Here is a 25,162-nt window from a genome sequence, read left to right as displayed (position 1 = left end):
CGACAGTAAACGCTCCGATTGTCGCCGAATCACCGATTCGCCTCGACCGAAGAAGTCGGGGACATCTGCAGACGGCGTTCGCTGGAGGAGTCCCGCAGTGCTCCAAAGGGCCGTCCCCAGCCCACCCACGAAAAAGGCGGTATCGCAACGGTTTAGGAAGCGCCGACCCCCCACTCAGATATGAAACTCGCCGGGATGGCAAGCAACCGCGGACGCAATCTGATGAACATCGCCGACCGGTCGCCGGGCGGCGCAACTGTCGAGGTAATCCTGACGAACTCTGCAGACGCACCAGTCGTCGAACAGGCCGAGAAACGGGGGATTCCGACCGAGACGGTGGTGCAGAAAGACGGCGAATCGCGCAAGGAGCACGAGCGACGAGTCGTCGACGCACTCTCCGGGTACGATGTCGAGTTAGTCTGTCTCGACGGCTACATGCGGATTCTCTCAGACACATTCCTCGACGAGATGCCGACGACGCTGAACGTCCACCCAGCGTTGCTGCCGTCGTTCCCCGGCATGGACGCCTGGGGTGACGCACTGGAGGCTGGCGTCTCGGTGACGGGCTGTACCGTCCACGTCGTCACCGACGCCACCGACGAGGATGGCAACGTCGTCGAGTCAGAGGTCGACGGTGGTCCCATCGTTACGCAGGAACCCGTGCCAGTCTACGAGGGTGACGACAGCGACGACGTGGCAGAGCGAGTCCTCTACCAGGGTGAGTTTGCAGCCTACCCGCGGGCAGTGGAGTTTTTCGCCGAGAACCGCGTCGAGGTGGACTACGAGGCCGAGAGAGTCACTGTCGACGGCGACGACGGTGGACAGTTCCCGAAGCGTCGACTGCTCAGCAACGACCGAGCGACCGAACTTCGGTACGGAGAGAACCCACACCAGGACGCGGCACTGTACGCCGACAACACGGCCGACGAGGCGAGTGTCGTTCACGCCGACCAGCTCAACGAGGGCGCGAAGGCGCTGTCGTACAACAACTACAACGACGCCGACGGCGCGCTGAACCTCATCAAGGAGTTCGACGAGCCAGCGGCAGCGGTCATCAAACACACTAACCCCGCGGGCTGTGCGACCGCAGACTCACTTGCGGCGGCCTACGACGACGCGCTCTCGACGGACCCACAGAGTGCCTTCGGCGGTATCGTCGCGCTCAACCGCACGTGTGACGCGGCGACGGCCGAACAGATTATCGACTCGTTCAAAGAGATTGTCGTCGCGCCGGGCTACACCGACGACGCGATGGATGTGCTCTTCGAGAAAAGCAACCTGCGAGTGCTCGAAGTCGGTGACCTGGGCGAACGAACTGAGGAACTAACCGAGAAACCACTGGTCGGCGGACGACTCGTGCAGCAACGAGACCTGCAGTCGCTCGACGAATCCGATTTGGAGGTCGTCACTGAGCGAGAACCAACCGACGACCAGATTGAGTCGATGCTGTTCGGATGGCACACGCTGAAACACGTCAAATCGAACGGCATCCTCTTCGCAAAAGGGACGGAAACCGTCGGTATCGGGATGGGACAGGTCTCCCGGGTCGACGCCGTTCGGCTGGCAGCGATGAAAGCCGACGAGCACGCTGAAGGCAAGGACGCCGAGGGTGCCGTGATGGCCTCGGACGCCTTCTTCCCGTTCCCAGACGGCATCGAACACGCTGCCGAGGCGGGCATCGAAGCCGTCATCCAGCCCGGTGGGTCGAAAAACGACGACATGGTCATCGAGGCTGCCAACGAGCACGATATGGCGATGGTCTTCACCGGCACGCGGTCGTTCCGTCACGACTGAACCGGCCAGTTTTAAGCCATCGCCCGGCGACGTGAGAATCGATGCGTCTCGAAGAACAGAGCCGGTGGCTCTGGGAGCAGTACCCCGAGCAGTATCTCGAGTTCGCGCTCTTTGTCACCGACCTCGGGGGCGTGACCACAGTGATGGTGCTGTTGTCCGTGCTGTACTGGGTACTGGACCGCGAGCAAAGCGCGCTCGTGGTCAGCTACATCGTCGCCGGCGCGTCGGTCGTCTTGCTGTTGAAACTCGGGTTCGCTCTGCCGCGGCCGGAGGTCGAACTTGTCGCCCGGGAGTACGACCAGTACGGCTTTCCCAGCGGCCACGCCTTCACCGCGACAGTCGTCTACGGTGGACTCGTCCAAGTCTTCGACCGGTACCGCAACTCTGTGACGACGGCCGCTGCTGTTGTGCTTATCGTGGCCATCGCACTCTCACGGGTCGTGATTGGCGTCCACTACCTCGCGGATGTCATCGCAGGAGTTGCCATCGGGGTTGGGTTTCTACTCGTGATGAACCGCGTCACCGACGGCGACCCGGTGCGTGGATTCGCTGTCGGCGTCGCGCTCGGAGTGCCAGCAGTAGTCGCAGCAGCGATCGCCGGCGCAGAACTCTCACTCGCAGTCGTGAGTCTCGGGTCGGCGCTGGGCGGCCTCGCCGGAGCGAGTGCACTGGACTCGATGCCGTCGCTGCGCTCCCGTCGCGAGGGCGTCGCGCTGGTCGCCGTCGGCCTCGCCTATCTGGTGGTTGTGAGTTCGCTCGAAGAGACACTGCTCGGGATTCACCCCGGACTGGGTGTCGTGCTCTTTGCCGTGCTCGTGGCAGGAATCATGACCGCGCCGTGGGCGGTCGGATGGGCCGTGCCCGACCGGTTCGCTGTTGGGAGTAGTTAGTCCGCGCCGGCCCCGTCCAGTTGCGTGAGTGTCTCCACGTCGGGAATCTCCTCGCTGGCGTCGGTGATCTGCTCCATCCGGTCAGTGTGTTTGCCGCTTGCGTACGCGCGGAGTTCGTCCGGCGTCGGCCCGATGTCTTCGTTCTGTTCGTTCTCCTCTGCGGTGATGCCGTTGACCAGCGGCATCAACTCCATCACTGTCTCGCTCAGCAGCGTCGGGTCGACATCATCCTCGGTGATTAGCTCCTTGAGTTTGGTCATCCCAAAGCCGATGTGGCGGCCCTCGTCCTGCCTGATTTTCGTAAAGCCACGGTGCAGGCCGGGCAGCGATGGCAGTTCGGGGTGGCTATCCTCGGCGAACGATTGCTGCATCCCGTAGTAGCCAGTCTGTGCGAGAATCCCCTCGATTGTCAGGTGGTAGTGACAGTATGCGACGGCGAAGGTGTCTGGCGTCGGGTCGTCCAGCAACGCGCCCATCGCGCGCTCGTTGCGCTCGAACAGTTCGTCGTAGGCGTCGTTGTACCAGACCGGGTCCGTCGGCGAAGAGCGCTCGTAGCCCAGTTCATCCTCGACAGCGTGGATCACCTCCCGCCAGTACCGGTCGAAAAAGTCGGTGTGTTTGGCTTCTTCGTAGATCTGTGTCGTGATGAACATCTGGTCGTCGAGGTTGTCAAGCGCCGTCGCCAGCGGCGCGAGGTCCTCGGTGACAGCCTGCTCGCCGGCCCCGAATCGTGCGATATTCTGGCGCAAGACGTCGAATACCTCCTCGCTGTCCTCGCTGGTCTGGAGATACTCTATCAAGCGCTCGCTGTCCTCGATCAGGTCGATCTCTCCCGGGTCCCAGTGTCGTTCGACTGCGTTCCGGTAGTACCGTGTCCCCTTACTCCCCCTGTCGAGTTGGAGCTCCCGATTGCTATCGAGTTCCATACCGTACCCTACGGAGAGAGCTACTACAATCTTTCTGCCCAAATACCGTCGAAGGAACTTATCTCTCGGCCGCAATCCGGTGGGCCACTCGCTCGCCCGTATCGAGTCCGTTCCGCAACGCGGCGTGGAGACGGGCCTCGCCGGCAACCCAGTCACCGAGACAGTACAACCCTGCGTCCGCGGCAGAATCCAGCGGGCCACTCGCGACAGCGTTCTCGGGCAGCGCGTATCGCCAGCCCTGGTGGTCGGTCCAGACCGGGTCGCCCAGCCGCTGGTCGCCCACAATGTCGGCTGTCATCCTCGCCAGCTCGGTGACGTTGTCCTCTGGCGGGTCGTCGTAGTGCTCGACCGACCAGTCTGGGCTGGCTTGCACGATGAGGAGCGATTCGCCCTCGGGAACGTGGCCGCCCTTGCACTCCTCGCGTGAAATCCAGCCAATCTTGTGATTCTTGTCGGTGTTGACCAAGCCGTAATAGGGCACGTCCAGCTCGAACTCGTAGCCCAGCACCGCCGTCCAGATGGTCCGATACTCGACGTCGCCGACAGCGTCGGCGAGCGTGTCGCGAATATCGGCGTCCCACTCGGCGTGTTCCAGCAGCGTCTCGGTCTGTGGCGCGGGTGCGTTACACAGCAGCAGGTCGAAGGGGCCGTACGTCTCGCCGTCGGTGTCGGTCAGTCGCCACCGCTCGCCGTCGCGATGGATTGTCTCAACTTTCGTCCGGCGGTGGATTGTCGCCCCTGTGGGGTCGAACAGTCGCTTGGCGATCTGTGTCAGTCCGTCGTCGTAACTCCACTTGCGGTCGGTATCCCGGCCCTCCGAGACGTCCCCTGACTCGTCGAAGACGTAGATTGGGTCGTCGATGGCGACCAGTCCTTCGTCGTCCAGTGTCTCGGTCAACAACTCGACGACGCGCTCGTCGTCGTCTTTGACGTAGTTCGCCCCGTAGTCGTAGTACCGCCCGTCACGGCGACGGGTCGCGGCGCGCCCACAGAGGCCGCCGGACTTCTCGAAAACGGTAATTTCCGCGTCAGTCGTCTCCGAGAGGACGTGGGTCGCTGCCGCGCTCGCCGCACCGGCACCGATTACTCCAATTTCCATATCTACTGGTTGGACTCTGTCCGTAAAAACGCATAGCGCGCGGCAATCGAGGCGAGTGTCTAGAGAAGGTGATCGGACGTGGTTAGTCGTCAGCCTCAGAGGAGTCTGTTTCAGGTTTAGCGTCTTCGCGCTCTGGCACTGCGCTCGTGTCGTGGTCGCCGACGGGCGGGCGGTTCACCTCAGCGGCAGCCGAGTTCGAGAGGTCAGTCTCGCTATCGAGGCCGTCCATCTCGCCGTCAGCCTCGCGTGCATCTTGGTCGATGCGCATCGAACAGAACTCGACGCCACACATCGAACAGAATCGGGCTTCTTTGTAGTTGTCGCCGGGCAGCGTCTGGTCGTGATAGGACTGGGCGCGCTCGGGGTCGAGCGCGAGGTCGAACTGCTGGCGCCAGTCGAAGTTGTACCGCGCTTCCGAGAGCGCGTCGTCCCAGTCGCGTGCTCCTTCGCGGCCGTTCGCAACGTCGCCAGCGTGGGCGGCGATGCGGTAGGCAGCGAGGCCATCTCGGACGTCCTCTTTCTCGGGGAGGCCGAGGTGTTCTTTCGGGGTGACGTAACAGAGCATCGCTGCACCGGCGCGGGCGGCTTCAGTCGCGCCGATGGCGCTGGTAATGTGGTCGTACCCCGGCGCCACGTCGGTAACCAGCGGGCCGAGGACGTAGAACGGCGCGCCGTTGCAGACCTCCTGCTGGCGTTCGACGTTATCGCGAATCTCGTCCATCGGGACGTGGCCTGGCCCTTCGACCATGACCTGGACGCCGTGGTCCTGCGCAATGGCAGTCAGTTCGCCCAGCGTCTCCAGTTCGGCGAACTGTGCCTCGTCGCTGGCGTCGGCAATCGACCCCGGCCGCAGTCCGTCGCCCAGCGAGAACGTCACGTCGTGGTCGGCGAAAATCTCACAGATCTCCTCAAACTTGGTGTACAGTGGGTTTTCCATCCCGTTTTCTTCGATCCACTGTGCGAGAATCGAGCCACCGCGGGAAACGATTCCAGTCGTTCGGCCATCTGTCAGCGGCAGGTGCTCCATCAGCACGCCGGCGTGGATCGTCATATAATCGACACCCTGCTCGGCCTGTTTCCCGATTACCGAAAGCAAGAGGTCGTGCGTGAGGTCAGCAGGACCATCGACGTGTTTGATCGCTTCGTAAATCGGGACTGTTCCAACTGGCACCGGGGAGTGCTCGATGACCGCTTCGCGAATCTCGTCGAGATTCCCACCAGTCGACAGGTCCATCACGGTGTCCGCACCGTAGTGGACAGCGGTATGCAGTTTCTCAAGTTCACCCTCCAGGTCGCTCGTCTCGTCTGAGTTACCGATGTTGGCGTTGACCTTCGTCGAAAACTCCCGGCCAATAATCATCGGGTCCAGCGCGGTGTGCGCGTGGTTGCTTGGAATAACTGCGTCCCCGGCAGCAACCTGTTCACGGACGAACTCGGGGTCGCAGTTCTCGCGGTCGGCAATCCGCTCCATCGCAGGCGTGACCGTTCCATCGGTGGCAGCCTGTAGCTGTGTCTGTGGCATAATTAGTTAGTTATACTACTCAGTAATATACTCTTGGGGGCCGGGGTGGCTCCAGAAAGGAGAGGTGTTTATTTCAGGCCCACAAAGCCGGAGCTATGGAGGCAGACGAAATCGACCCGCAGGCAGCGTCGGCGATGGCGGCCCAGCAACGGATTCCGCTGCCCCACAGTCGCTGGGGCGTCAAGCTACTCCGTGGACTCAGCCGTGTTGCGATGCCGATACAGAACCGGAACCTCCCGACGATTGGAGGAACACGAGACCTGGCAATTCCCGGCCCGGATGGTGAGTTAGACGCTCGCCTCTACTTGCCCGAGGAGTCTGGCCCGTTCCCGACTGTTGTCTTCTTCCACGGCGGCGGTTACGTCCTCGGAAGTATCGCAACCCACGAACGACTCTGTCGCCGCCTCGTCGAGGAGAGTGGCTGTGCCTTCCTCTCGGTCGAGTACCGACTCGCGCCCGAACATCCCTTCCCGGCAGCCGTCGAAGACGCGTTCGCTGCTGTCGAGTGGGCGGCCGACAACCCCGACGCAGTCGACGGTGACGGTCGGGTTGCAGTCGCGGGTGATTCTGCCGGCGGCAACCTCGCCGCCGTCGCTGCACTGATGGCTGCCGAGCGCGGTGGTCCCGAACTCGACTATCAACTGCTACTGTACCCGAGCGTCGGCGTCGAACCGGACCACGCCTCCGTGCAGGACCACACCGGCCTCGTGCTCTCTGACGCCGATATGGCGTGGTTCCGGAACTGCTATTTCGACAGTGAGGTCCACCAGCGCAATCCCTACGCCGACCCAATCGAAGCCTGTGACCTCTCGGGACTCCCGCCGGCAACTGTCCTGACCGCTGGCTTCGACCCGCTTCGAGACGGCGGCAAGGCCTACGCCGAGGGACTCGTCGGCGACGGCGTCGAGACTCGGTACAAGAACTACGAGGATATGGTCCACGGCTTTCTGACTTTTCGCGACGTTGAACGGACAGAAGAAGCTATCGCCGACGTAGGAAACGATCTCGCGGGAACGTTCGGAACCCGCTGAGTTACAGTTGCATCCCGCCGTTGACCCGGAGAATTTCGCCCTGCACGTAGTCGTTGTCGAGCAGATACTCGATCGTATGAGCAACCGTTTCGGGCGAGCAGGCGTATTCGGGGAGGTGCGTATCGATATTCTCGTGGCCGCGGAACTCGACAGCCTCCAGATATTCGAGGATGTCGTCGTTCATATCTGTCTCGGCGGGACCGGGAGCAACAGCGTTCACCTGCACGCCGTCCTCGCCGTACTCACGAGCGAGTGCTCTTGTCAACCCGTGAAGGCCGGCTTTGCTCGCCGCGTAACTCGCGTCGACAGTGCCCGCGGTGCCGCCGATGGAAGAGACAAACACAACGTCGCCATCTGGCTGGAGATACTCCATCGCGGCCCGAGTGACGTAGAACGCACTCGAGAGGTTTGTGTCGAGCACACGGTGCCACTGCTCGTCGTCGAGGTCAGTGAGTCGTGCGGGGTCGGCGATGCCAGCGTTGTTGACAACCGCGTCGAGTCCCCCGAGTTTGTCGGCGGTCGTTTCGACCAGTTGGGTTGCTTCCTCGGAGTCGCTCACGTCGGCCTGGACGGCAACTGCTGTCCCGCCCTGCGCTTCGATTGCATCGACAACCTCGTTCGCGGCAGCCTCGCTCTCGTTGTACCCGACCGCAACGTCGTGGTCAGAAGCGAGTGTCTCGGCTGTTGCCCGCCCGATACCGCGACTTGCGCCAGTAATGAGTACGGTCATATTTTCTATTAATACAACTGGCTAATGGGACTTCTACCTGCCGATTCACTCGGCTTGCAGGACCTGTGCGACGCGCTCGGTGGCGTCGTCGTGGTCGGTCTCGCTGAGGCCGGCCACGCTGTCTTTGAACGCAACGTTGTAGCTCCCCGGTCCGTGGACCTCACCGAACTCTCCTGCTGCGGCAGCTTCGCCTGCCAGTCCGTACGCCACGGTGCCAGCCAGCGCTGCCTGTTCGGTGTCATCGATGGCGCCAGCAAAGGTTGCGACGGTCGCACCGAGCATACAGCCAGTACCAACGACAGTCCCCATCTGTGGATGGCCAGCCGTAATTTCGTAGGCCTGCTCACTCGTAGCGACAATATCCGTCTCGCCGGACGCAACGACGACTGTGTCGTATTCCTGTGCACAGGCGACTGCAGTGGCCGTGATATCGCTGTACTCGCCGACAGACTCGACGCCACGGATTTCTGCGTCGTCGCCAGCTAGCGCGGAAATCTCGCCGTAGTTGCCCTTCAGGACAGCAACGTCGAGTTCCGAAGCCAGCCGCTCTGCCACGCGGTCACGGGTGGGTGTCGACCCGACGCCGACAGGGTCGACGACAACCGGAACACCGGCCTCGTTGGCTGACTCGCCTGCAGTCATCATTGTCGCCTCGCCTTCCTCGCTAACTGTCCCCATGTTAAGCAGGCAGGCCTGTGCCGCAGCGACCATATCTCCAACTTCGCGTTCGTCGTCGGACATCACTGGCAGCCCGCCCCAGTGGAGGATAATCTGGGCAACATCGTTGACGGTGACGTTGTTCGTCACGGCGTTGACAAGCGGCGATTCGTCTGCGACAGTTGCGAGGTCGTCCGAGAGGTCAAGTGTCATGCTTCACCCTCCAGTTTGTTTCGTCGGTCTTTGCCAGACTGGACCGCTTCACCCAGCTTTCGGGTCGCCTGTTCCGGGTCCTCGGCCTCTGTAAGTGCGGTGATAACCGCAACGCCGTCAGCGCCTGCTTCGGCGACGTTGGGCGCTCGCTCTGGCGTCACGCCGCCGATACCCACGAAGGGAATATCTACGGCGTCGGCGATTGCTTCGACGATATCAAGTCCGATGTTGTTCTCGTCGTCGTCGACATCTTTCGAGCCAGTGTGGTAGAGTGCACCGACGCCGAGGTAGTCGGCACCAGCGTCCTCGGCAGCGCGGGCACCTTCGACGGTCGAAACTGAGCGACCGATGAGTGCGTCCTCGCCGAGTTGTTCTCGGGCAACAGCGACCGGCAGGTCCTCGTCACCGAGGTGAACGCCGTCAGCGTCGGCAGCACGTGCGATATCGACGCGGTCGTTGATAATGAGCGGGACACCGGCCTCGGCTGTCGGTTCCCGGAGTCGCTTGGCAATCTCCAATTGTGTGCGTGCGCTCCGGTGTTTCTCTCGAACCTGTACGACATCAACGCCGCCGGCAAGTGCGGCGTCGACAATCTCGGCGGTACTCCGACCGGCCGAGAGGTCTTCCTGTGTGACTAGGTAGGTATCCAGTGTGAGATCCATACACGAGGGTATGTACCACTGCGATATACCAGTGGCGAATTTTCGAGACGAACTTCGAGTTACTGCCTGTAGCCTTCGGTGAGACTCTCGACGTATTTCGCAATCACGTCGACTTCGAGATGCACTGGGTCGCCGACTGACTTCTCCGACAGCGTCGTGATATTGTACGTCTCAGGGATAATGGCAACGGCGAACTCCTCGCCGTCCTGCGCGGCGACGGTAAGACTAATTCCGTCGACGGTAATCGAGCCTTTGTCGACGACATATGGTGCGAGGTCAGCAGGCAACTCGAAAGTGAACTCCCAGTCGTCTCCCAGTCGCTCGATATCGGTGACGGTGGCTGTCGCGTCGACGTGGCCCTGCACGAAATGACCGTCAAAGCGGCCGTCTGCCGGCAGCGCGCGTTCGAGGTTCACTACATCACCAACTGCGAGTTCGCCAAGATACGTCTTTTCGAGCGTTTCCGTCGCGGTGAACACCTCGAAGGAGTCCTCGTCGAACTCTTCGACGGTGAGACACGCGCCGCTGACGCTGATACTCTGGCCGACGCTCAATCCGTCAAACGTGGTCGAGAGAGTGAGTCGTTTCCCCTCGGCGGTCTCTGTGATATCGGTGACCTCGGCGGTCTCCTCGACAATTCCAGTAAACATACAAGAAAATTGGCGCGAGGTGGCGAAAAGCTATCGACTACTGTGTCGGCGCTGGCGCGTCCTGTACGTCCTCGATGAGTTCTTCGATGCTCTGCTCGTTCAGTTCGTTGTGCAAGAGCACATCCACGGGGAGTGTCGGTGCGCCGTCGACCAGATTTTCGAGGATAACGAGTCGCTCTCGCGCCCGGGACATTCCGACGTAGAACACACGTCGCTCGTTGTCGGTCAGCATTGGCACCGGACTGGTGTGTTTGGTGAACTCCTGGTCACCAGGGACCTCCACGCCAGACTGTTCGATTGTGGCGGCCATCTGTTCGACCACCTTCTCGGTGAGGTCGGTGGCGACGAAGACGTGGTCAGCCTCACGACCTTTCGCAGAGTGGATGGTGCCGAGTCGAACGCGGTCCTGTTGCATCCCCTGATACTTGCCGTTGAAGTAGGCGTCGACACTTCGTTCCTGGAAGCTCGTGACTTTGCGGAGCATATCTGCGGCGGCCGGCGGGTCTGGTGCGAACGGGGCGTGGTCACGGACAACGTCGGGGTCGACATCGAGGTCGGTGAGGTCGTCAACGTCGGCCTCTTCCTCCATCGTGTCGAGTTCGTCGAAGAAGTCGTCACGCTCACCGGTGCCAAATGCGGAGTCGGCCAGCATATCAGCAAGACGGCGAGCCTCCAGTCCGGTCAGTGCTTCGTCCTCGGCCATGTGCTCGATACCGCCGACGTACTGTGTCAGGCGGTCGGTCCACATCCGCTGGTCGGTCAGGCAACTGAACGGAATACCTTCGTCGATGAACTCGTCGATAAACTGGAACATCTGGTAGCGAGCACGGAACAGCACCATCACCGTCTCGTCTGTCTCCTCGACAGTGCGCTGGACCTCTCGCGAGAGGTCGAGCATCGATCGGTTGCGAATGGCTTCGACTGTCCCGCCCTCTTTGCGGGGTTCGAGGTCTTTCTCCTGGCGTTTCTCGATATGTCTGACCTCCTGATTGACAGCGTTGAGAATCCGCGAGGGCAGGCGATAGGAGTTCGGAAGCACCACATCGTCGTCGACATCTTCTTCCAGCAGCAGGTCAGGGTCAGCGCCCTGCCACGCGTAGACAACCTGGTCGTCGTCGCCGGCAATCAGCACACGCTTCATGTGTGAGCGCCACTCAGAGTAGACCTCGTATTGCAGCGTAGTGATATCCTGAAATTCGTCGATGACGAGATAGTCGACGCTGGGCAGTAGCGAGCGCTGGTGGACGCGTTCGAGCATATCTGCGAAGCCAACGATGTCGTGCGAGCCTTTCCAGTTGCGCCAGGCACGAATCGCCTCAGGGATGTCGATACGGTCGTCGTCGCTGGGCCAGGTCGGGGTGTACTTGTTGCCAGTCTGGGCGTTGTCGTCGATTTCCGGCGGGAGACGAACCTCCTCTTCGTTCCACTGGAACGGCACGTCGTACCAGTCACCAACGTCACGGGAGGTCCGCTGGAGCCACTGGCTGGTGGCAATAATCTTGTTTCCGAGGGTCGTCGAGCGAGCAGAGCGTCGGCGTGAGCCTTCGTACTCGTCCTCGAAGTCGATGCCGTAGTCGTCACAGAACTCTTCTTTGTCAGATTCGCCGACGACGTCGCTACGAGAGAGATTGAGCAGGTCGTAGGCCTTGGCGTGCATCGTGCTGACGTTGCCCCGGAGTGCCCGGGGAGTCGTGTCGAGGCGTTCCGCGAGGCGTTCGCGGATCTCTGCGGCGGCCGCACGAGTGTATGAAACGACGAGAATATCACGAACTTCGAGGTCGTCGTTAGACTCGATTAGTTCTTCGACCCGGTCAAGTAACGCGGTCGTTTTCCCGCTCCCAGGCCCGCCGAACAGGCGGACGACTTCCGTATCGTTAGTCATTAGACACTAGGTGACGCCCAGGGGTGATAAACAACGCGACTCTATTCTCGCTACCGATAGAGGGAGAGATACAGCATACTGAAGCCGATAATGAAGGGAATCGTCTCGACCATCTGGAAGAACAGCAGGATGAGTTCGTTCGCGTTGGCTCCGAGTTGCGTAATGACGCTGCTGATGGCAACGCCCATGCTAATGAACGCGAACCCAACAAATGCGTACTGCAGTCGTTCGGTTTGTTTCTGCTGGTAGGCCTGAAAACTGATCAGGGTGATGCCGAGGGTTAACCCGAACACCGCAAACCGCATCAGTGTCAGCACAATCCGCACGATAGGCACGACATCGACCATCGATTCAGCAGTACTACAGCAACAGTTGTGATAAATGTGACTGCTTCGTTATTCCGCGCCGAGGTCGTCCCACAGCTGGCTGAATCTGTCGGGAAGGTTCTCCTCACGGTAGATTCGGACCTTGTACTCGTCGTCTTCCAGTGTGATGACGGTGCTCTCGAAGTTCGACTCGTAGATTTTGTAGTGGTTGCCGTCGTCGGCTACCAGCGTCTCGTCGGTCACGAGGTCGTACTCTTCGAGCATCTCGATGCGGCGATAGACCGTCGGCAACGAGAGGTCACACTCTTCGGCCAGGTCTTTGGCCGACTGTGGCTCGCGGCTGATGGCAGCCAACAATCGGCGGGCATGTTGGTCACCGATCGTGTCCAAGATATCCTCGATGCTGCGGTCGTCCACGTTCCTGATACTCAACCTGGATTGCTATAAGCGTTATCACAGCGAACACGGCCGACACGCAAGGTTCATTCACAGCCCGCGGCTAGGTTCGATAATGGTTGGCGTCGACGATCTTGAAACGTACAGACGGCACAACGATATCGGGGCTGACGACCCCGCGCCACGAGAACCGAAAGGTGAACCCCACCGACAGACCGACGACCTGAACATCTGGCTGTTCGACGCAGAAGCGTCGGATACTATCCCGGACACCTACGTCGTCGCCCGCGACCCCGAGCCACTCGACTTCCGGATGTGGGTGTTCGCCGGCAAGGACACCGACTGCTATTTCATCATGCGCGCCTCCCACAAGTACAGCGAAGACGAAATTGTCGAGGGCTCCCGTGAGGACTGCTGTGAGGTGCTGATGGACGGACAGTCGCTCCGTGGCCGCCACTGCCCGAGCGAAGTCGAAGAAGTCGTCTCGGAGCTCGTCGGGACGAAGATTATCATGCCCCGGTCACGCTCTGACGACCAAGACGGGCCGATTAGCTACTGAGCCAACAAAAAGCCGCGAGACAGAGCGCTGTCTACCTCGCTATACCGGGGACCAGCCACAGACTGTACAGGTTGTCGCATCGACGTCGTGAAGGCCGCCACAATCGGGGCACTGCTTTTTATTATAGTTCTCCTCCCATCCCGCATCGCTCGTTTCGTAGCCACGCTGCGCGAGGAATTCGTCGAACACGTCGTTGTCAGCCTGAGACTGCGCCATACATGCTATGGTATGGCACACCAGTATATATGTTTAGTGGTTCTGGTCCATGTTGCCAGTTAGCACAATATAGTCCTACGTCTCCCTCAGTACCGGCCAGAATGACGCCAATGCGTTCAGTCGGCGTCGTACAGTTCGACGTTTCTGAAGAAGGAGGTTGCCGTCGGGTCGCCGTCGGCGTTCTGACTCTTACAGCGATCGTCGTCAGTTCCGGAAGCGACGTCGTCGCTTGGGTCACAATCCATGACAAACACCAGCGAGTCCGCCTGTCCGAGTCTGTTGTTCGTTTCGTACAACTCCCCAAGTGGGATTGTGTACCGACGCCAGCCGTCTGATTGCTGGTAGTACGGTTCTGTTGTCTCCTTAGACACGCTTATTCCCCAGTTCTGCGTGCCGTAGAGACGGACGATACGGTTCTCGTCCTGACCCGAATCGTAATCGTCCTCTAATCCGATGCCGTGAATATCGCCTTCAGCTGTGCTCTTGAACTCGAAGGTGAGCACCGTTTCCGGAGTCACGTCGTAAGAGTAAACGAGGTACTTCCACTGACTCCCGGTGAGTTTGACTGTCCGGCCGCCATCTGTGACTGTCGTCGACGACGCATCGGGATAGTTGTTCTGTCCGCCGGTGTAATCGTTCGTTGGAACCTTATCGTCGAACGCCGCCAGCGAGATTATCCCGTCCACTATTCGCCGTTGCCCCCGGCTGATGATCGACTCCGTTGGCTCGTGCACGACCCGAACGTCGACCTTTCCCGAAGAGACGCCGTGAGGGAGCGAGAAGGTAGTGCCCGCAGTGAAAGCACTGGTCGGGTCGCCCTTGAAATTCTCCATCGGGTATCGGACCGTTGCGTTCGGTCCGACGACCACAATTTCGACGTTTGTCGGGTCGAGGGACTTCCCCGCCTTGTGGAGAAGGGTAATGTCACCGGTGCCGATCTCTGTCTCGATGCTAGCCGCTGGGGGGCTATCGTTGAGGCTTTCGGAGAACCCGAGCACAGCAACCCCGATTACGGAAGCGAGGATAACAACAATCGCAACGGTGAGAATGTTGCCAATGACTGGTGATTGGCCTCTGTTTCGGCGCGAACCGTCGCACATAGTTTTCACGTTGATACGCACGTAATTCAATCTTCCGTGCCGCAAGTTTGGGAGACGGTTCACTGATTCGGGCAACCACACTCCGTCTGCCTCACAATTCACGCCTCGTCGCCGGGTCGTCGAGTTCCCACAGTACTTCGGGAAGGAAGGCGTCGAGATGGTCGATAACGCGACGTTCGCTGACGTGTAGCCCCTCACAGTGCTCGCGGGCTTTCTCACGGACGGAGACGTGAATATCGCCGTCCTCGACGGCAACCGAGAGCGGAAAGACAGAACACCGCGCCGGCTTCCAGTCTTCCTCGGCATGCAGCGAACAGAGGCCATCATCACGAAGGAAAAAGCAGGCCTGCCCGTCCTCGCCGACGTGCTCGTCGCGGTCTTTGTCCTCCTTGCGGACGAAATCCTGGCCACGAACCTGCGTGGTCGCCTCAGAGAGCGACGCGCAGTTCGCGAGTTCGAGAAAGTCCGGTTCGTACAGCAACACGCCGTGCTGACAGCACCACGTACACTCGTCGATGCACTCGAAGGTCAGTGCCGGGTCAAATTCGACGACAACCTCTTTGCCCGGGTGGACCTCGACGCGCTGGGGTGGCTCGGCGGCTGGCTGGCTCACAGCCATACTCGGTGGCTGAGAACAAAGAATCCCGTGGTCCCGGGGTGACAACCATAACGTATATTCACAGCGACACAGAATCGAAGCGCGTGTCTGGGATTTCCCGCGACGCCGTCCTCCACGCGCTTGGTATCTGTGCCGCTGTCGCTGTCGGGTCCGGCGCAGTCGGGACGCTACCCACTCCGCTCGGCCCCCTCGATGTCATCGCTGGCCTCGCCGCTCCGCTGGGCGTCCTGGTTGGATTGCCAGCTGTCGTCGGCGTCGGTTCTGGAGTTGCGCTCGGCGGTGCGCTCCGAGCGCCGTCGTGGTGGATTCTTCTGGATGTCGTCGCGTACGGCGGTGCAGCCCTGATCGGTGCACAACTCTTGGGCGTGTTGGCAGCGGAAACCAGCGATGAATTTCGCTCAGGACAGGGCTTGCTCACCAGTGGTATCGTTGCTCTCGTCGCCGCGACAGGTGCAGCGTCGATACTCGCCTGGGGCGCGGTCATCGGCTGGGGGAGTCCGTTCTATGCAGTGGCGATACCCGAGTTTGGGGTGTTTATCCGGTCGACAGTCGTTGTCGGCGGTCCGCTGTTCGCCGCAGCAGCAGTGGCTGACTGGTCCCGAGAGACAGAGCCACAGGGAAGCCGTCGCTCTACTGAGTCTCTCCTCGCTGTTGCCCTGCCAGGAGTGTGGTTCGTGGTAGCGACGGCAGTGAGTTTGCTCGATGGCGGGCCGCGAGTCCAGATACTCGGCGGCGGGCTGGCTATCGCGGTACTCGCGGTCACGTACGTCCCGCAGAGACTACGGCGGTCTCGCTCGCTCTCTACGGAGGTGCCAGCGGAACCGTGACGCGACAACTCACGCGTCGTGACGCGCTCGTAGCGCTGGGGTCCGGAGCTGCAATCGGTACAGCTGGACTGCTTGCGAGCCAGTCCCAGGAGGCAGGTGAAGTCGTCGATGGCGACGTGATTGGGACAGTCCATACGGTGGCAGAAACAGTCTATCCCGACGAGGTGACGGCAACGAGGGAGTTCATCAGGACCTACGTTGACGCCCAGAGCCAGCAGCGTCGTGAAGACATCGCAGAAGCGACTGCACGACTGAACGAAGGCGCAAAGCGACATACTGGCCAGCAATTTACAGCGCTGTCCGAGGGAGACCGCACGGCCACGCTCACGCGACTCGGTGTCGGGCGCGTCGAGTCAGATCCAGACGGGTCAGTGCCGGAGCGGATTCGGTACCAGTTGGTCAACAGCACGCTCTACGCGCTGTTCAGCACACCACTCGGGAGCGAACTGGTCGGTATCGAGAATCCGACGGGCCACCCCGGCGGCTACGAATCGCTGTTTCGACCGCCGGAGGGCGAGCGATGAGCGGCGTCGACAGAACCCCGGTTTCGGGGGCTGATGTCTGTATCGTCGGTGCCGGAGTGGCTGGTGGAATCGTCGCCGCGAAACTGGCTGCAGCGGGGGCTGACGTGGTCGTCCTCGAAAGCGGCGAGCGGTTCGACCCCGACGACCGACTCGCACAGATGGAGCAGGCCATCAGGCCGGAACACACAGACAGCGAAATCTGGAACATGGGCGGGCCGCGGGACAGATTCAGCAGTTCCGGCGATGTCGAGTACGCACTCAACGAACGCCGCGTGAAGGGTGTCGGCGGGACGACGCTGCACTGGCTTGGGACGACGCCGCGACTGCATCCGCGAGATTTCGAGCTGGACTCGCGGTACGGCGTCGCGATCGATTGGCCAATCAGCTACGACGACCTCCGGCCGTACTACGCTCAAGCCGAGCGCGAACTCGGGATTGTCGGTAACGACGAGGGCAACGGGCCACCGCGGGCGGAGCCGTACCCGATGGACCCGTTCCCGGCGACGCACGCCGACGGCATCTACGCCGACGCCTGCGAGGAACTCGGTATCTCGATGCGGCCGTGTCCGCAGGCTCGCAACACCGAACCCTACGACGGCCGAAGTCAGTGTGTCGGCTACGGCACCTGTATCCCGGTCTGTCCCTCCGGCGCGAAATATAGCGGTGATGTCCACATCAGAACCGCCGAGGAACGAGGCGCACAGGTTATTTCTCAAGTCACCGTCGAGTACCTCGAACACGGGCCGGAGAGCGTCGAGGCGGCCAGATACGTCACGCCAGATGGAACACGGCACCGCCAGACCGCCGAACAGTTCGTCGTCGCTGCGGGCGGTGTCGAGACGCCACGACTGCTGTTGCTCTCGGAATCCAGCGACTATCCCGACGGACTGGCGAACACCAGCGGCCTCGTCGGACGGTATTTCATGGAACACCCAGGGGTGCGGACGACGGCCCGCATCGACGGCGAAACGAACCCCGAACCGGTCCGGTTTCTCACCCGCATCAGCGAGCAGTTCTACGAGGGCGCAGACGGCCCACCGGGGAGTATCCTCCTGAAGTTCGGCAACCCACAGCCAGCGTCTCCGGTCGAACACGCGCTGTCGGGGCCGGATACGTCCTCGCTCGACGGACTCGGGGCGGCACTCGGTGGAACGGAGTGGGGCGAGGATTTGCTCGGCGAAATCGAAACCGAGACGCACACACTCTGGATCGGCGGCAACGTCGAGATGCTGCCCGACAAGACCAACCGTGTCACACTCGACGACAGCCAGACAGATGCGTTCGACAACTCAGTACCAGATGTCTCCTTCGGCGTCGGGTCGTATGCCGCAGAGACTGCCGAGGAAGCGCTGGCTATCCAGCGAGAGATTCTCGAAACTGCCGGCGCGGAGGTGACACGCCAGACTGACCCCACGGACCCGAACTACCTCTCACACCACATGGGCACAACGCGGATGGGGACAGACCCGAGCGAGAGCGTCGTCAACCCACAACTGCGCGCCCACGATGTCGAGAACCTCTGGTGTGTGAGCAGCAGCGTCTTTCCGACAGTCGGGTCGGCCAACCCGACGTTGACCATCGCGGCGCTGGCGTTGCGCACCAGCGAGTTCCTCGCCGCCGACCTGTAATCCGGAGCAAAACAGTATTAGTTCGTGACGGACCCTACACAGAAACATGCAATTCTGTGACGACTGCGGGTCGATGATGAAAAAAGAAGACGGCGTCATGGTCTGTACCAGTTGTGGGACCAGCGCAGAGCAGGACGCCGACGAATCGTTCGTCAGCACCACCGAGCAGTCCGGCGACGAGTTGATCGAGACGGAGGAAGGGGCAGACTTCGAGGGGAAACCGACCGACGACAGCGTACACTGTGACGAGTGCGACCACGGGGTCGCCTGGTACACGATCAAACAAACTGGCTCCGCCGACGAGCCACCAACGAGATTTTTCAAATGTAAGGAGTGTGGCTATCGCTGGCGGGAGTACAACTGAGTACTATCTCCGAGAGCGTTCAGAAATGCAAAACGCTACGACGGATTACTTGTCTGCGAACCCGTCGCTGGCTTCCAGTTCCTCACGCTCAGTAACAATCGGACAGTCGACGACGCGGACAGTCTCCATATCCAGAAATTCGACGATATCGGTGCCTTCGTGGCCACATGAGACATCTGGCGGTGGCGAGAAATACTCACACTGCTCGCAGTAGCTGTGTTTCGACACCTCCGCGTAGGTCCGCTGGCGTGCGCTGCCGACCGACCCACGGGACTCAGCACTGGCCAGGTCCTGCCAGACTTCGTCCGGGTCGAGTTTGTCGACATCCATCTCCTCGAACGTGTCCTCGAAGGAATCGAACGGGTCGCCTTCGCGGTCACCAACGTCCGAGAATGGGTCTTCTCCCGGCCCCGAGTCGTCGCGGCGGCCAACGTCGAGCCCCATCTCCGAGGTGTCGGCGCCGCCATCGGAGTCAGAACTGGAGGTCGGGGCAGCGCTGGTGTCTGATGCGCCCGGCGTCCCTGTCGATGGGTCGTGGTCAGGGACGAACTGGTCTTTCTCAGCGGAGCCGTCCTCACCAGACTGTGTCTCGTCGTCAACACTGTCGTCAGCATCAAGAGATTCGAAGGGGTCGCCCTCGCGGTCACCGACGGCGTCGTCGAGTTCCTCGAAGGGGTCGTCGTCGCTCATGACTGCTCACCAGATTCGAGCTGGGCAGCAGTCAGTAGCTTCGGGTTCCCGAACCAGCCACTGGACGGTTCGACGTTGGTGACCGTCGCCGAGCAGTGTGGACACTCGGGGTCGGTCAGCAACGACAGCGCCACCTCTTCGCCGCAGTTCTCGCAGTTCGCCCGCTCGATGTTTGCCTTCGCGGCGGCACGTTTGATCCGCTCGACGGCCTGGAGGCCGCCGCCAGACTCCTGTGCATCCCGCAGGTCGCTAACCACCCACGCAATCGTCTGCAGGCGGTCTTGCATCTCGTCCAGCCGCTGCTCGGCGTCTGTCAGTGCGTCTTCGTTGTCGGGAACGTGCTCGTCGAACTCCGAGCGAAGCGCGTCGAGCTCTGTCCGAAGGTCTGCAACGCTCGCTTCGAGCTCTGAGACTGCGTCGAGTTCGTCGTGAGAGTGCGCTGCAGGAGCCTTCTTGTCCGCTTCTTTCTTGACCTGAATGACTCGCTCACGAACGTCGGTGATCTTCTCGTCGAACTCCGACTCGACGGTGTCGATGCGGTTCGAGAGCTGTCGCTGGACAGAGTTCGTTGCTTCCGAGAGCTGTTCAGTCACCAGTTCGTTGACGGCCTGTTCGATACGGGATTCGAGTTCGCCGTCGAGTCGGGCTGCAAGCTGGTCGTCGAGTTGTGAGCGAACCGCTTGCTCAATCTCGCGGCTGTCGACTTCGAGCCCCTCCTGAATGGACTCTTCGGCGGCCATCTGATAGGTCGCCAACAACTGGACGAGAAGCTCTTCTCTGTCGACCTCGGCCGCGGTGGCCTGTTCGTCCAGCCACTCGTCGAGGTCGGACGGCAACGTAATCGACAGAGTCCGCTCGCTACTCGACTCACTCGCCATATCTCTCATTTCTGTACCGGATAGTTAAGCGTTTGCCGCCGATTTCAGTTTCCGAAAGGCCGCTAGCGGATTTTGCGGACGTCGCTGATATCGAAGCCAGCGTCCCCGAAGTCAGTCTCGAACTTGACGATGTTCTCGGCCTCGATCTGTGAGAGCACGCCCTGGAAATTCTTGACAACCAGCGTCCGTGCGCGGTTCGAGCCGCCAGTTTCCCACTCGAAAGAGAGCGTGCCGCTGCAGGCGTCGATCAGCTGGCCGTGCTGGGTATCAGTCAGTGTCTCGTGGTTGACGTGGACGAGAATAAGCCCTCCCCAGTTGTAGCTGGCTTTCGCCAGTCCCTTGACGAGATAACTCACATCCGACCAGCTCATCGAGCCGTCGTCACCGACTGTCGCGACGAGGTCGGACAGCGAATCGAGGACAACGAGGTTCCCCGGTGCGCGGGCGTTGAGCGTCTCACCGAGCGCGGTCAGCAGCCCTTCGCGGTCCTCGTGACGCTTGCGCAGGCTGGTGATATCTGTCGTCTCCTCGGCGTACCAGTCCCGCGGGACCGGACTGACGTGAAAGAAGTTTTTCGACAGCGACTCGAATTCGACGTTCGCAAGGCCTGCTTCAGCAATCTCGTCATCCATCGTCATCGAAATTTCGTTGCGCAACTGGTCTTTTTCTGCAGTAAAGGACACGTAGTGAATTTCGTCGGCCAGCGTCGCATTCGAGTGAAGATCCCCGTAGTGCAGGTCAAACAGGTCGTTACCGCTACGGGCGAGGCCGTTCATCACTGCGGTCGTGAACATGAACTCCCGGGCACCGGCGCCGGCTTCGCCGGACAGTAACACGACACTCCCCCGCGGCACACCCCCACCGAAGGTGTTGTCGAGACGATTGATCCCAAATGGTAGCCGCTCCATACACGCCCCTCAGGACAGCAGTGCGTAAAAATGGCCGGCCTGCGGGAGAACTCAAACGTTTATTCGTCCGTGCCCGGATACCACAGGCAAGATGGACGAGTCAAGCGCCAGTGACGGGAACAGCGCGGCGCCGGCACCGGGTGTCGGCGCGGAGTCAGGCGGCGTAACCTACGGGATGGACGACCGGCCCCCGGTTGGACGGTCGATACTGCTGGGCTTCCAGCACTATCTGACAATGATTGGCTCGAACATTGCCGTCCCGCTGGTGTTGGCGGGCGCGATGGGGATGCCACCGGGACCGACGGCCCGCCTCGTCGGCACCTTCTTCGTCGTCTCGGGGGTCGCGACACTGGCACAGACGACGATCGGGAACCGGTACCCGCTCGTGCAAGGCGCGAGTTTCGCAATCCTGGCGCCGGCGCTTGCGATTATCGGCGTCTTGCAGGCCAGCGGGGCGGGCTGGGAGACGATAATCGTCGAGTTACAGGGAGCGATGATTATCGCCGGGCTCGCACAGGTCTGTATCGGCTATCTCGGGCTGTTCGGACGGCTCAAACAGTACCTGAGTCCCGTCGTCATCGCGCCCGTCATCGCACTTGTCGGGCTCGCACTGTTCGATGTCCCACAGATTACCAACCCGGCGACACAGAGCGTCTGGCTGTTCGTGCTGACGCTGGTGTTGATTGTGGGCTGCTCACAGTATCTCGGCCACCGGAACGGACTGTTCCAGTTGTACCCAGTGTTGATTGGGCTGGCGGCGGCGTGGCTGCTGGCCGCGGGGCTGTCCGTCGGCGGTATCATCGAGAGTAGTTCCAACGCCTACGTCGACCTTTCGGGCGTGAGCGAGGCGGCGGTCATCCAGCCAATCGTCCCGTTCCAGTGGGGCACACCGCAGTTCACCTCGTCGTTCGTCATCGGCATCTTTGCGGGCGTGCTGGCGTCAATGGTCGAGAGTTTCGGCGACTACTACGCCGTTGCGCGCATCTCCGAGGAGAAGGCACCGAACAGCCAGCGAATCAACCACGGACTCGCGATGGAAGGTGTCGGCAACGTCTTCGCCGGCATCATGGGTACCGGTAACGGCTCGACCTCCTACTCCGAGAACATCGGTGCCATCGGGATTACCGGCGTCGCCTCCCGGTTCGTCGTCCAACTCGGCGCAATCGTGATGCTCGTCGCTGGTTTCATCGGGTTCGTCGGTGCGCTCGTGACGACGATTCCCAGCCCGATTGTCGGCGGTCTCTTTCTCGTGATGTTCGCACAGATTATCGGAATTGGCCTCTCACAGCTCCAGTACGTCGACCTCAACGAGAACCGCAACGTCTTCATCATCGGGGCAACGCTGCTCAGCGGCCTCTCGATTCCGACACTGGTCGAGAACTTCGCCGGGAGTGCGGGCTCAGCAGCCATCGAGACGGCACTGGCAGGCCTCCCCCTGCTCGGGACGGCACTCGAAGCCCTCGGGGAGATTGCGTACGTCGGTGCCGTCTTCGGACTGGAACCGGTCGCACAGATTCTGTTCGTCGTTGGCACGACTGGCATCGCCGTCGGCGGGATTATCGGTTTCCTCCTCGACATCACGATTCCCGGGTCTCGAACCGGTCGCGGGCTAACCGCGTGGGAAGATATCACAGAAGACGACGACGAGTTCGAGGCCGCCCACGAACGGTTCCGCTCCGGGCCCAATCCGGGCGACGACTGAATCACTCTTCTCGAACGGTCGCGCCCGAGTTGCCCGGCGCAACGAGTCGAACGCTCCCATCGAGACCCGCGTCGTCGAGCGCGTCCTGGCCCGCCGCCCGTGCCGTTTCCGCTCGGTCTGCGCTGGTGACGCCGTAGACCGTTGGCCCCCACGACGACTGTCCGGTGCCGACGATTGCTGGACTCGAGTCCAGTTGGTCGATCAACCGTCCCGCTGGTGGGCGATAGACACCACCCTGTTCGTCGGCGAACCACGCGCCGTTGAGTCGACCGAGTCGAGAGACCGCCGCGCCAAAGGCCGCCAGGTCACCCTCGGCGACCGCCGGGAGCAGTCGCCGGGTCAGCAGCGTTGCGATGTCGTCAGCGATGGAGCCGTCGGCGCGCTCGACAATCGTCCGAATACTCTGGTCTTCTTCGTCGCCGCTACGTCCTTTGGATTCCTCGGGCGTGAGTAGCACAAACCGCCAGTCATCGGGGAGTGTCCACCGGCAGAGGGGTTTCGGAACGGCCCACGACCCCTGGCCCGGCGGCGCGGTCGTGAATCGTTCTGTCGGGTGGCCTACGTCGGCGACGAATCCACCGGACTCGAAGGTTGCAACCCCGACGCCGCTGCGCCCGCCACGACCCAGTTGCGGCGCGAGTGCACGCGGGTCGACCGAGCGGTCGTGTGCGCTGGCGATGGCAACTACCGACGCGAGCGCAATCTGTGTCCCACTGCCGAGGCCGACGTGACGGTCGTAGCCTTCGACGAGCGCAACATCAGCGCCGTCGACACCGAGCGCGTCGACGGCCTGCTCGACGTAGGAGCGACACGACTGCGGGCACTCGATGGTTGTCGCCGGCTCTACTCGGACCGTCAGCCGTGGCTCCGCGAGTCCGACCCCGACGCCACCGTAGAGTCGCTCGTGAGCCAGCGAGAGATTCTGAAAGCCGAAGTGCAGTCGCGCGCCAGTCTCGACCGTCACGGTCGTCATGTCAGCCCGTTACGAGTCGTCGGGTATGAAGCTACCGAGAATGCTACGGGGCAAAGATTCGTTTCGGTCAACCGAAATAATGTTGTCTGTTCGGCCCTTTTCTAGTTGTAATGGCAACAACTGAGCCCGATGTCCTCGATGTCGAGGCGATACGCAGCGATTTCCCAATTCTCGAGCGCGAGTTTGGGGACCAGCAACTCGTCTACCTCGACAACGCGGCAACGACACAGACGCCCGACCAGGTAATCGACGCCATCAGTAGCTACTACCGCGAGACAAACGCCAACGTCCACCGCGGTCTGCACCAGCTCTCACAGGAGGCCTCCATTGCCTACGAGGAGGCCCACGACCGCGTCGCCGAGTTCATCGGCGCAAGCGGCGGCCGCGAAGAGGTCATCTTCACCAAAAACACCACCGAGAGCATGAACACCGTCGCCTACGCGTGGGGGCTGAACGAACTCGGCCCCGGCGACGAAGTGGTGCTGTCGGAGATGGAGCACCACGCCTCGCTCGTGACGTGGCAACAGATCGCAAAACGGACCGGCGCAGAGGTCAAGTACATCCAGATTGACGAGGATGGCCGGCTGGATATGGACCACGCCGAGGAACTGATTGGGCCTGATACAGCGATGGTCTCTGTCGTCCACGTCTCGAACGTGCTCGGCGTCATCAACCCAATCGAAGAACTGGCAGAGCTGGCCCACGACAACGACGCCTACATCTTCGCCGACGGCGCGCAAGCAGTGCCGAACCGTCCGGTCGATGTCGAGGAGATGGACGTGGATTTCTACGCCTTCTCGGGGCACAAGATGTGTGGCCCGACGGGCATTGGCGTCCTCTACGGGAAGAAACACATCCTCGAAGAGATGGAGCCGTATCTCTACGGCGGCGACATGATTACGAAGGTCACCTTCGAGGATTCGACCTGGAACGAACTCCCCTGGAAGTTCGAGGCCGGCACACCGATTATCGCCGGCGGAATCGCACTTGCAGAGGCTGTCGACTATCTCGAAGACATCGGCATGGAGAAGGTCGAACGCCACGAGAACGAACTCGCCCAGTACGCGCTGGAGCGGTTCGAGGAGTTCGACGATATCGAGACGTTCGGACCGCCAGCGGGCGAACACCGCGGCGGCCTCGTCTCGTTCAACGTCGAAGGCGTCCACGCACACGACCTCTCGGAGATTCTCAACGACTACGCCGTCGCCGTCCGGGCGGGTGACCACTGTACCCAGCCGCTACACGACAAACTCGGCGTCGCCGCGACGGCGCGAGCGTCGTTCTACATCTACAACACGAAGGCTGAAATCGATACGATGGTTGAGGCACTGGACGACGCGCGACAGTTGTTCGCCTAACCAGCAGGGTTATTTTCCGGCGGCCGGTGTGCACTCGT

The 25,162-nt window shown here is 61.3% G+C and carries 27 protein-coding genes; 10 read left to right on the top strand and 17 right to left on the bottom strand.

Going from position 1 to position 25,162, the window contains the following annotated elements:
* Positions 1-180 precede the first annotated feature (180 nt).
* A complete protein-coding gene (gene purH / locus ACMGFM_RS06445) occupies positions 181-1,794 on the top strand; it encodes a bifunctional phosphoribosylaminoimidazolecarboxamide formyltransferase/IMP cyclohydrolase (protein ID WP_436901619.1) in 1,614 nt (537 codons plus the stop codon).
* Between the two features lie 41 nt (positions 1,795-1,835).
* Entirely contained in the window at positions 1,836-2,684 is an 849-nt protein-coding gene (locus ACMGFM_RS06440) for a phosphatase PAP2 family protein (protein WP_436901618.1), read from the top strand.
* Here ACMGFM_RS06440 and ACMGFM_RS06435 read toward each other — a convergent pair.
* The 3 genes from ACMGFM_RS06435 to thiC form a co-directional block, all read right to left on the bottom strand.
* Positions 2,681-3,610 (bottom strand): ferritin family protein, encoded by a 930-nt coding sequence (locus tag ACMGFM_RS06435; RefSeq protein ID WP_436901617.1) that lies wholly within the window; start codon positions 3,608-3,610, stop codon positions 2,681-2,683. The genes ACMGFM_RS06440 and ACMGFM_RS06435 overlap by 4 nt on opposite strands.
* A 58-nt stretch (positions 3,611-3,668) precedes the next feature.
* Positions 3,669-4,709, bottom strand: coding sequence for an NAD(P)/FAD-dependent oxidoreductase (locus ACMGFM_RS06430; RefSeq protein ID WP_436901616.1), 1,041 nt, complete (start codon positions 4,707-4,709; stop codon positions 3,669-3,671).
* Between the two features lie 82 nt (positions 4,710-4,791).
* Positions 4,792-6,231: a phosphomethylpyrimidine synthase ThiC gene (gene thiC / locus ACMGFM_RS06425; protein WP_436901615.1), complete on the bottom strand. Its 1,440-nt coding sequence runs from the start codon at positions 6,229-6,231 to the stop codon at positions 4,792-4,794.
* 95 nt (positions 6,232-6,326) lie between these two features.
* Between thiC and lipP1 the strand changes: the two genes are divergently transcribed.
* Positions 6,327-7,262 carry a LipP1 family hormone-sensitive lipase gene (lipP1, locus tag ACMGFM_RS06420; protein WP_436901614.1) on the top strand — a complete coding sequence of 312 codons (936 nt, stop codon included), beginning with the start codon at positions 6,327-6,329 and terminating at the stop codon, positions 7,260-7,262.
* A gap of 1 nt (position 7,263) precedes the next feature.
* Here lipP1 and ACMGFM_RS06415 read toward each other — a convergent pair whose 3' ends face one another.
* Genes ACMGFM_RS06415 through ACMGFM_RS06385 form a run of 7 tightly spaced genes read right to left on the bottom strand, consistent with a single transcriptional unit; the run spans position 7,264 to position 12,799 of the window.
* Positions 7,264-7,992, bottom strand: a complete 729-nt coding sequence (locus ACMGFM_RS06415) for an SDR family NAD(P)-dependent oxidoreductase (RefSeq protein ID WP_436901613.1) — start codon at positions 7,990-7,992, stop codon at positions 7,264-7,266.
* Positions 7,993-8,037: 45 nt separating this feature from the next.
* Positions 8,038-8,862: a hydroxyethylthiazole kinase gene (thiM, locus tag ACMGFM_RS06410; protein WP_436901612.1), complete on the bottom strand. Its 825-nt coding sequence runs from the start codon at positions 8,860-8,862 to the stop codon at positions 8,038-8,040.
* Positions 8,859-9,524: a thiamine phosphate synthase gene (gene thiE / locus ACMGFM_RS06405; RefSeq protein ID WP_436901611.1), complete on the bottom strand. Its 666-nt coding sequence runs from the start codon at positions 9,522-9,524 to the stop codon at positions 8,859-8,861. Before thiE ends, thiM begins: the two co-directional genes overlap by 4 nt.
* A gap of 59 nt (positions 9,525-9,583) precedes the next feature.
* Entirely contained in the window at positions 9,584-10,174 is a 591-nt protein-coding gene (locus ACMGFM_RS06400) for a riboflavin synthase (RefSeq protein ID WP_436901610.1), read from the bottom strand.
* A gap of 37 nt (positions 10,175-10,211) precedes the next feature.
* On the bottom strand, positions 10,212-12,056 hold the full coding sequence (locus tag ACMGFM_RS06395) for a UvrD-helicase domain-containing protein (protein WP_436901609.1): 1,845 nt from the start codon (positions 12,054-12,056) through the stop codon (positions 10,212-10,214).
* A gap of 50 nt (positions 12,057-12,106) precedes the next feature.
* Complete coding sequence (locus ACMGFM_RS06390; RefSeq protein ID WP_436901608.1) at positions 12,107-12,403, bottom strand: DUF7521 family protein; 297 nt, start codon at positions 12,401-12,403, stop codon at positions 12,107-12,109.
* Positions 12,404-12,451: 48 nt separating this feature from the next.
* Entirely contained in the window at positions 12,452-12,799 is a 348-nt protein-coding gene (locus ACMGFM_RS06385; RefSeq protein ID WP_436901607.1) for an ArsR/SmtB family transcription factor, read from the bottom strand.
* A gap of 94 nt (positions 12,800-12,893) precedes the next feature.
* Between ACMGFM_RS06385 and ACMGFM_RS06380 the strand changes: the two genes are divergently transcribed.
* Positions 12,894-13,337: a hypothetical protein gene (locus tag ACMGFM_RS06380; protein WP_436901606.1), complete on the top strand. Its 444-nt coding sequence runs from the start codon at positions 12,894-12,896 to the stop codon at positions 13,335-13,337.
* Positions 13,338-13,376: 39 nt separating this feature from the next.
* Here the strand turns inward: ACMGFM_RS06380 and ACMGFM_RS06375 are convergent, their stop codons facing one another.
* From ACMGFM_RS06375 to ACMGFM_RS06365, 3 genes are all read right to left on the bottom strand, one after another.
* Positions 13,377-13,553, bottom strand: coding sequence for an HVO_0416 family zinc finger protein (locus tag ACMGFM_RS06375; protein ID WP_436901605.1), 177 nt, complete (start codon positions 13,551-13,553; stop codon positions 13,377-13,379).
* Positions 13,554-13,669: 116 nt separating this feature from the next.
* Complete coding sequence (locus ACMGFM_RS06370) at positions 13,670-14,653, bottom strand: archaellin/type IV pilin N-terminal domain-containing protein (protein ID WP_436901604.1); 984 nt, start codon at positions 14,651-14,653, stop codon at positions 13,670-13,672.
* Positions 14,654-14,744: 91 nt separating this feature from the next.
* The gene (locus ACMGFM_RS06365; RefSeq protein ID WP_436901603.1) at positions 14,745-15,266 is read right to left on the bottom strand and encodes a hypothetical protein; all 522 of its coding nucleotides are present in this window, start codon (positions 15,264-15,266) and stop codon (positions 14,745-14,747) included.
* Between the two features lie 89 nt (positions 15,267-15,355).
* Between ACMGFM_RS06365 and ACMGFM_RS06360 the strand changes: the two genes are divergently transcribed.
* The 4 genes from ACMGFM_RS06360 to ACMGFM_RS06345 are packed head-to-tail and all read left to right on the top strand — an operon-like array spanning position 15,356 to position 18,615.
* The gene (locus ACMGFM_RS06360) at positions 15,356-16,099 is read left to right on the top strand and encodes a hypothetical protein (RefSeq protein ID WP_436901602.1); all 744 of its coding nucleotides are present in this window, start codon (positions 15,356-15,358) and stop codon (positions 16,097-16,099) included.
* Positions 16,096-16,623: a gluconate 2-dehydrogenase subunit 3 family protein gene (locus ACMGFM_RS06355; RefSeq protein ID WP_436901601.1), complete on the top strand. Its 528-nt coding sequence runs from the start codon at positions 16,096-16,098 to the stop codon at positions 16,621-16,623. Before ACMGFM_RS06360 ends, ACMGFM_RS06355 begins: the two co-directional genes overlap by 4 nt.
* Entirely contained in the window at positions 16,620-18,251 is a 1,632-nt protein-coding gene (locus ACMGFM_RS06350; protein ID WP_436901600.1) for a GMC family oxidoreductase, read from the top strand. Before ACMGFM_RS06355 ends, ACMGFM_RS06350 begins: the two co-directional genes overlap by 4 nt.
* A gap of 46 nt (positions 18,252-18,297) precedes the next feature.
* Positions 18,298-18,615 (top strand): transcription factor S, encoded by a 318-nt coding sequence (locus ACMGFM_RS06345; protein ID WP_436901599.1) that lies wholly within the window; start codon positions 18,298-18,300, stop codon positions 18,613-18,615.
* A gap of 45 nt (positions 18,616-18,660) precedes the next feature.
* Here the strand turns inward: ACMGFM_RS06345 and ACMGFM_RS06340 are convergent, their stop codons facing one another.
* From ACMGFM_RS06340 to ACMGFM_RS06330, 3 genes are all read right to left on the bottom strand, one after another.
* The gene (locus ACMGFM_RS06340) at positions 18,661-19,305 is read right to left on the bottom strand and encodes a DUF8135 domain-containing protein (protein WP_436901598.1); all 645 of its coding nucleotides are present in this window, start codon (positions 19,303-19,305) and stop codon (positions 18,661-18,663) included.
* On the bottom strand, positions 19,302-20,183 hold the full coding sequence (locus ACMGFM_RS06335; RefSeq protein ID WP_436901597.1) for a hypothetical protein: 882 nt from the start codon (positions 20,181-20,183) through the stop codon (positions 19,302-19,304). Before ACMGFM_RS06335 ends, ACMGFM_RS06340 begins: the two co-directional genes overlap by 4 nt.
* A gap of 62 nt (positions 20,184-20,245) precedes the next feature.
* The gene (locus ACMGFM_RS06330; RefSeq protein ID WP_436901596.1) at positions 20,246-21,091 is read right to left on the bottom strand and encodes an RAD55 family ATPase; all 846 of its coding nucleotides are present in this window, start codon (positions 21,089-21,091) and stop codon (positions 20,246-20,248) included.
* Between the two features lie 91 nt (positions 21,092-21,182).
* Between ACMGFM_RS06330 and ACMGFM_RS06325 the strand changes: the two genes are divergently transcribed.
* Entirely contained in the window at positions 21,183-22,793 is a 1,611-nt protein-coding gene (locus ACMGFM_RS06325) for a uracil-xanthine permease family protein (protein WP_436901595.1), read from the top strand.
* A gap of 1 nt (position 22,794) precedes the next feature.
* Here ACMGFM_RS06325 and ACMGFM_RS06320 read toward each other — a convergent pair whose 3' ends face one another.
* A complete protein-coding gene (locus tag ACMGFM_RS06320) occupies positions 22,795-23,766 on the bottom strand; it encodes a beta-ribofuranosylaminobenzene 5'-phosphate synthase family protein (RefSeq protein WP_436901594.1) in 972 nt (323 codons plus the stop codon).
* Between the two features lie 110 nt (positions 23,767-23,876).
* Here ACMGFM_RS06320 and ACMGFM_RS06315 point away from each other — a divergent pair, with 110 nt between their 5' ends.
* Positions 23,877-25,124 carry an aminotransferase class V-fold PLP-dependent enzyme gene (locus tag ACMGFM_RS06315; RefSeq protein ID WP_436901593.1) on the top strand — a complete coding sequence of 416 codons (1,248 nt, stop codon included), beginning with the start codon at positions 23,877-23,879 and terminating at the stop codon, positions 25,122-25,124.
* Positions 25,125-25,162 lie beyond the last annotated feature (38 nt).

Source organism: Halovenus halobia (assembly GCF_051414135.1).
Lineage (GTDB): Archaea > Halobacteriota > Halobacteria > Halobacteriales > Haloarculaceae > Halovenus > Halovenus halobia.
The sequence above is the reverse complement of the archived record's forward strand: the minus strand, read 5'-3'. Positions and strand labels throughout refer to the sequence as shown.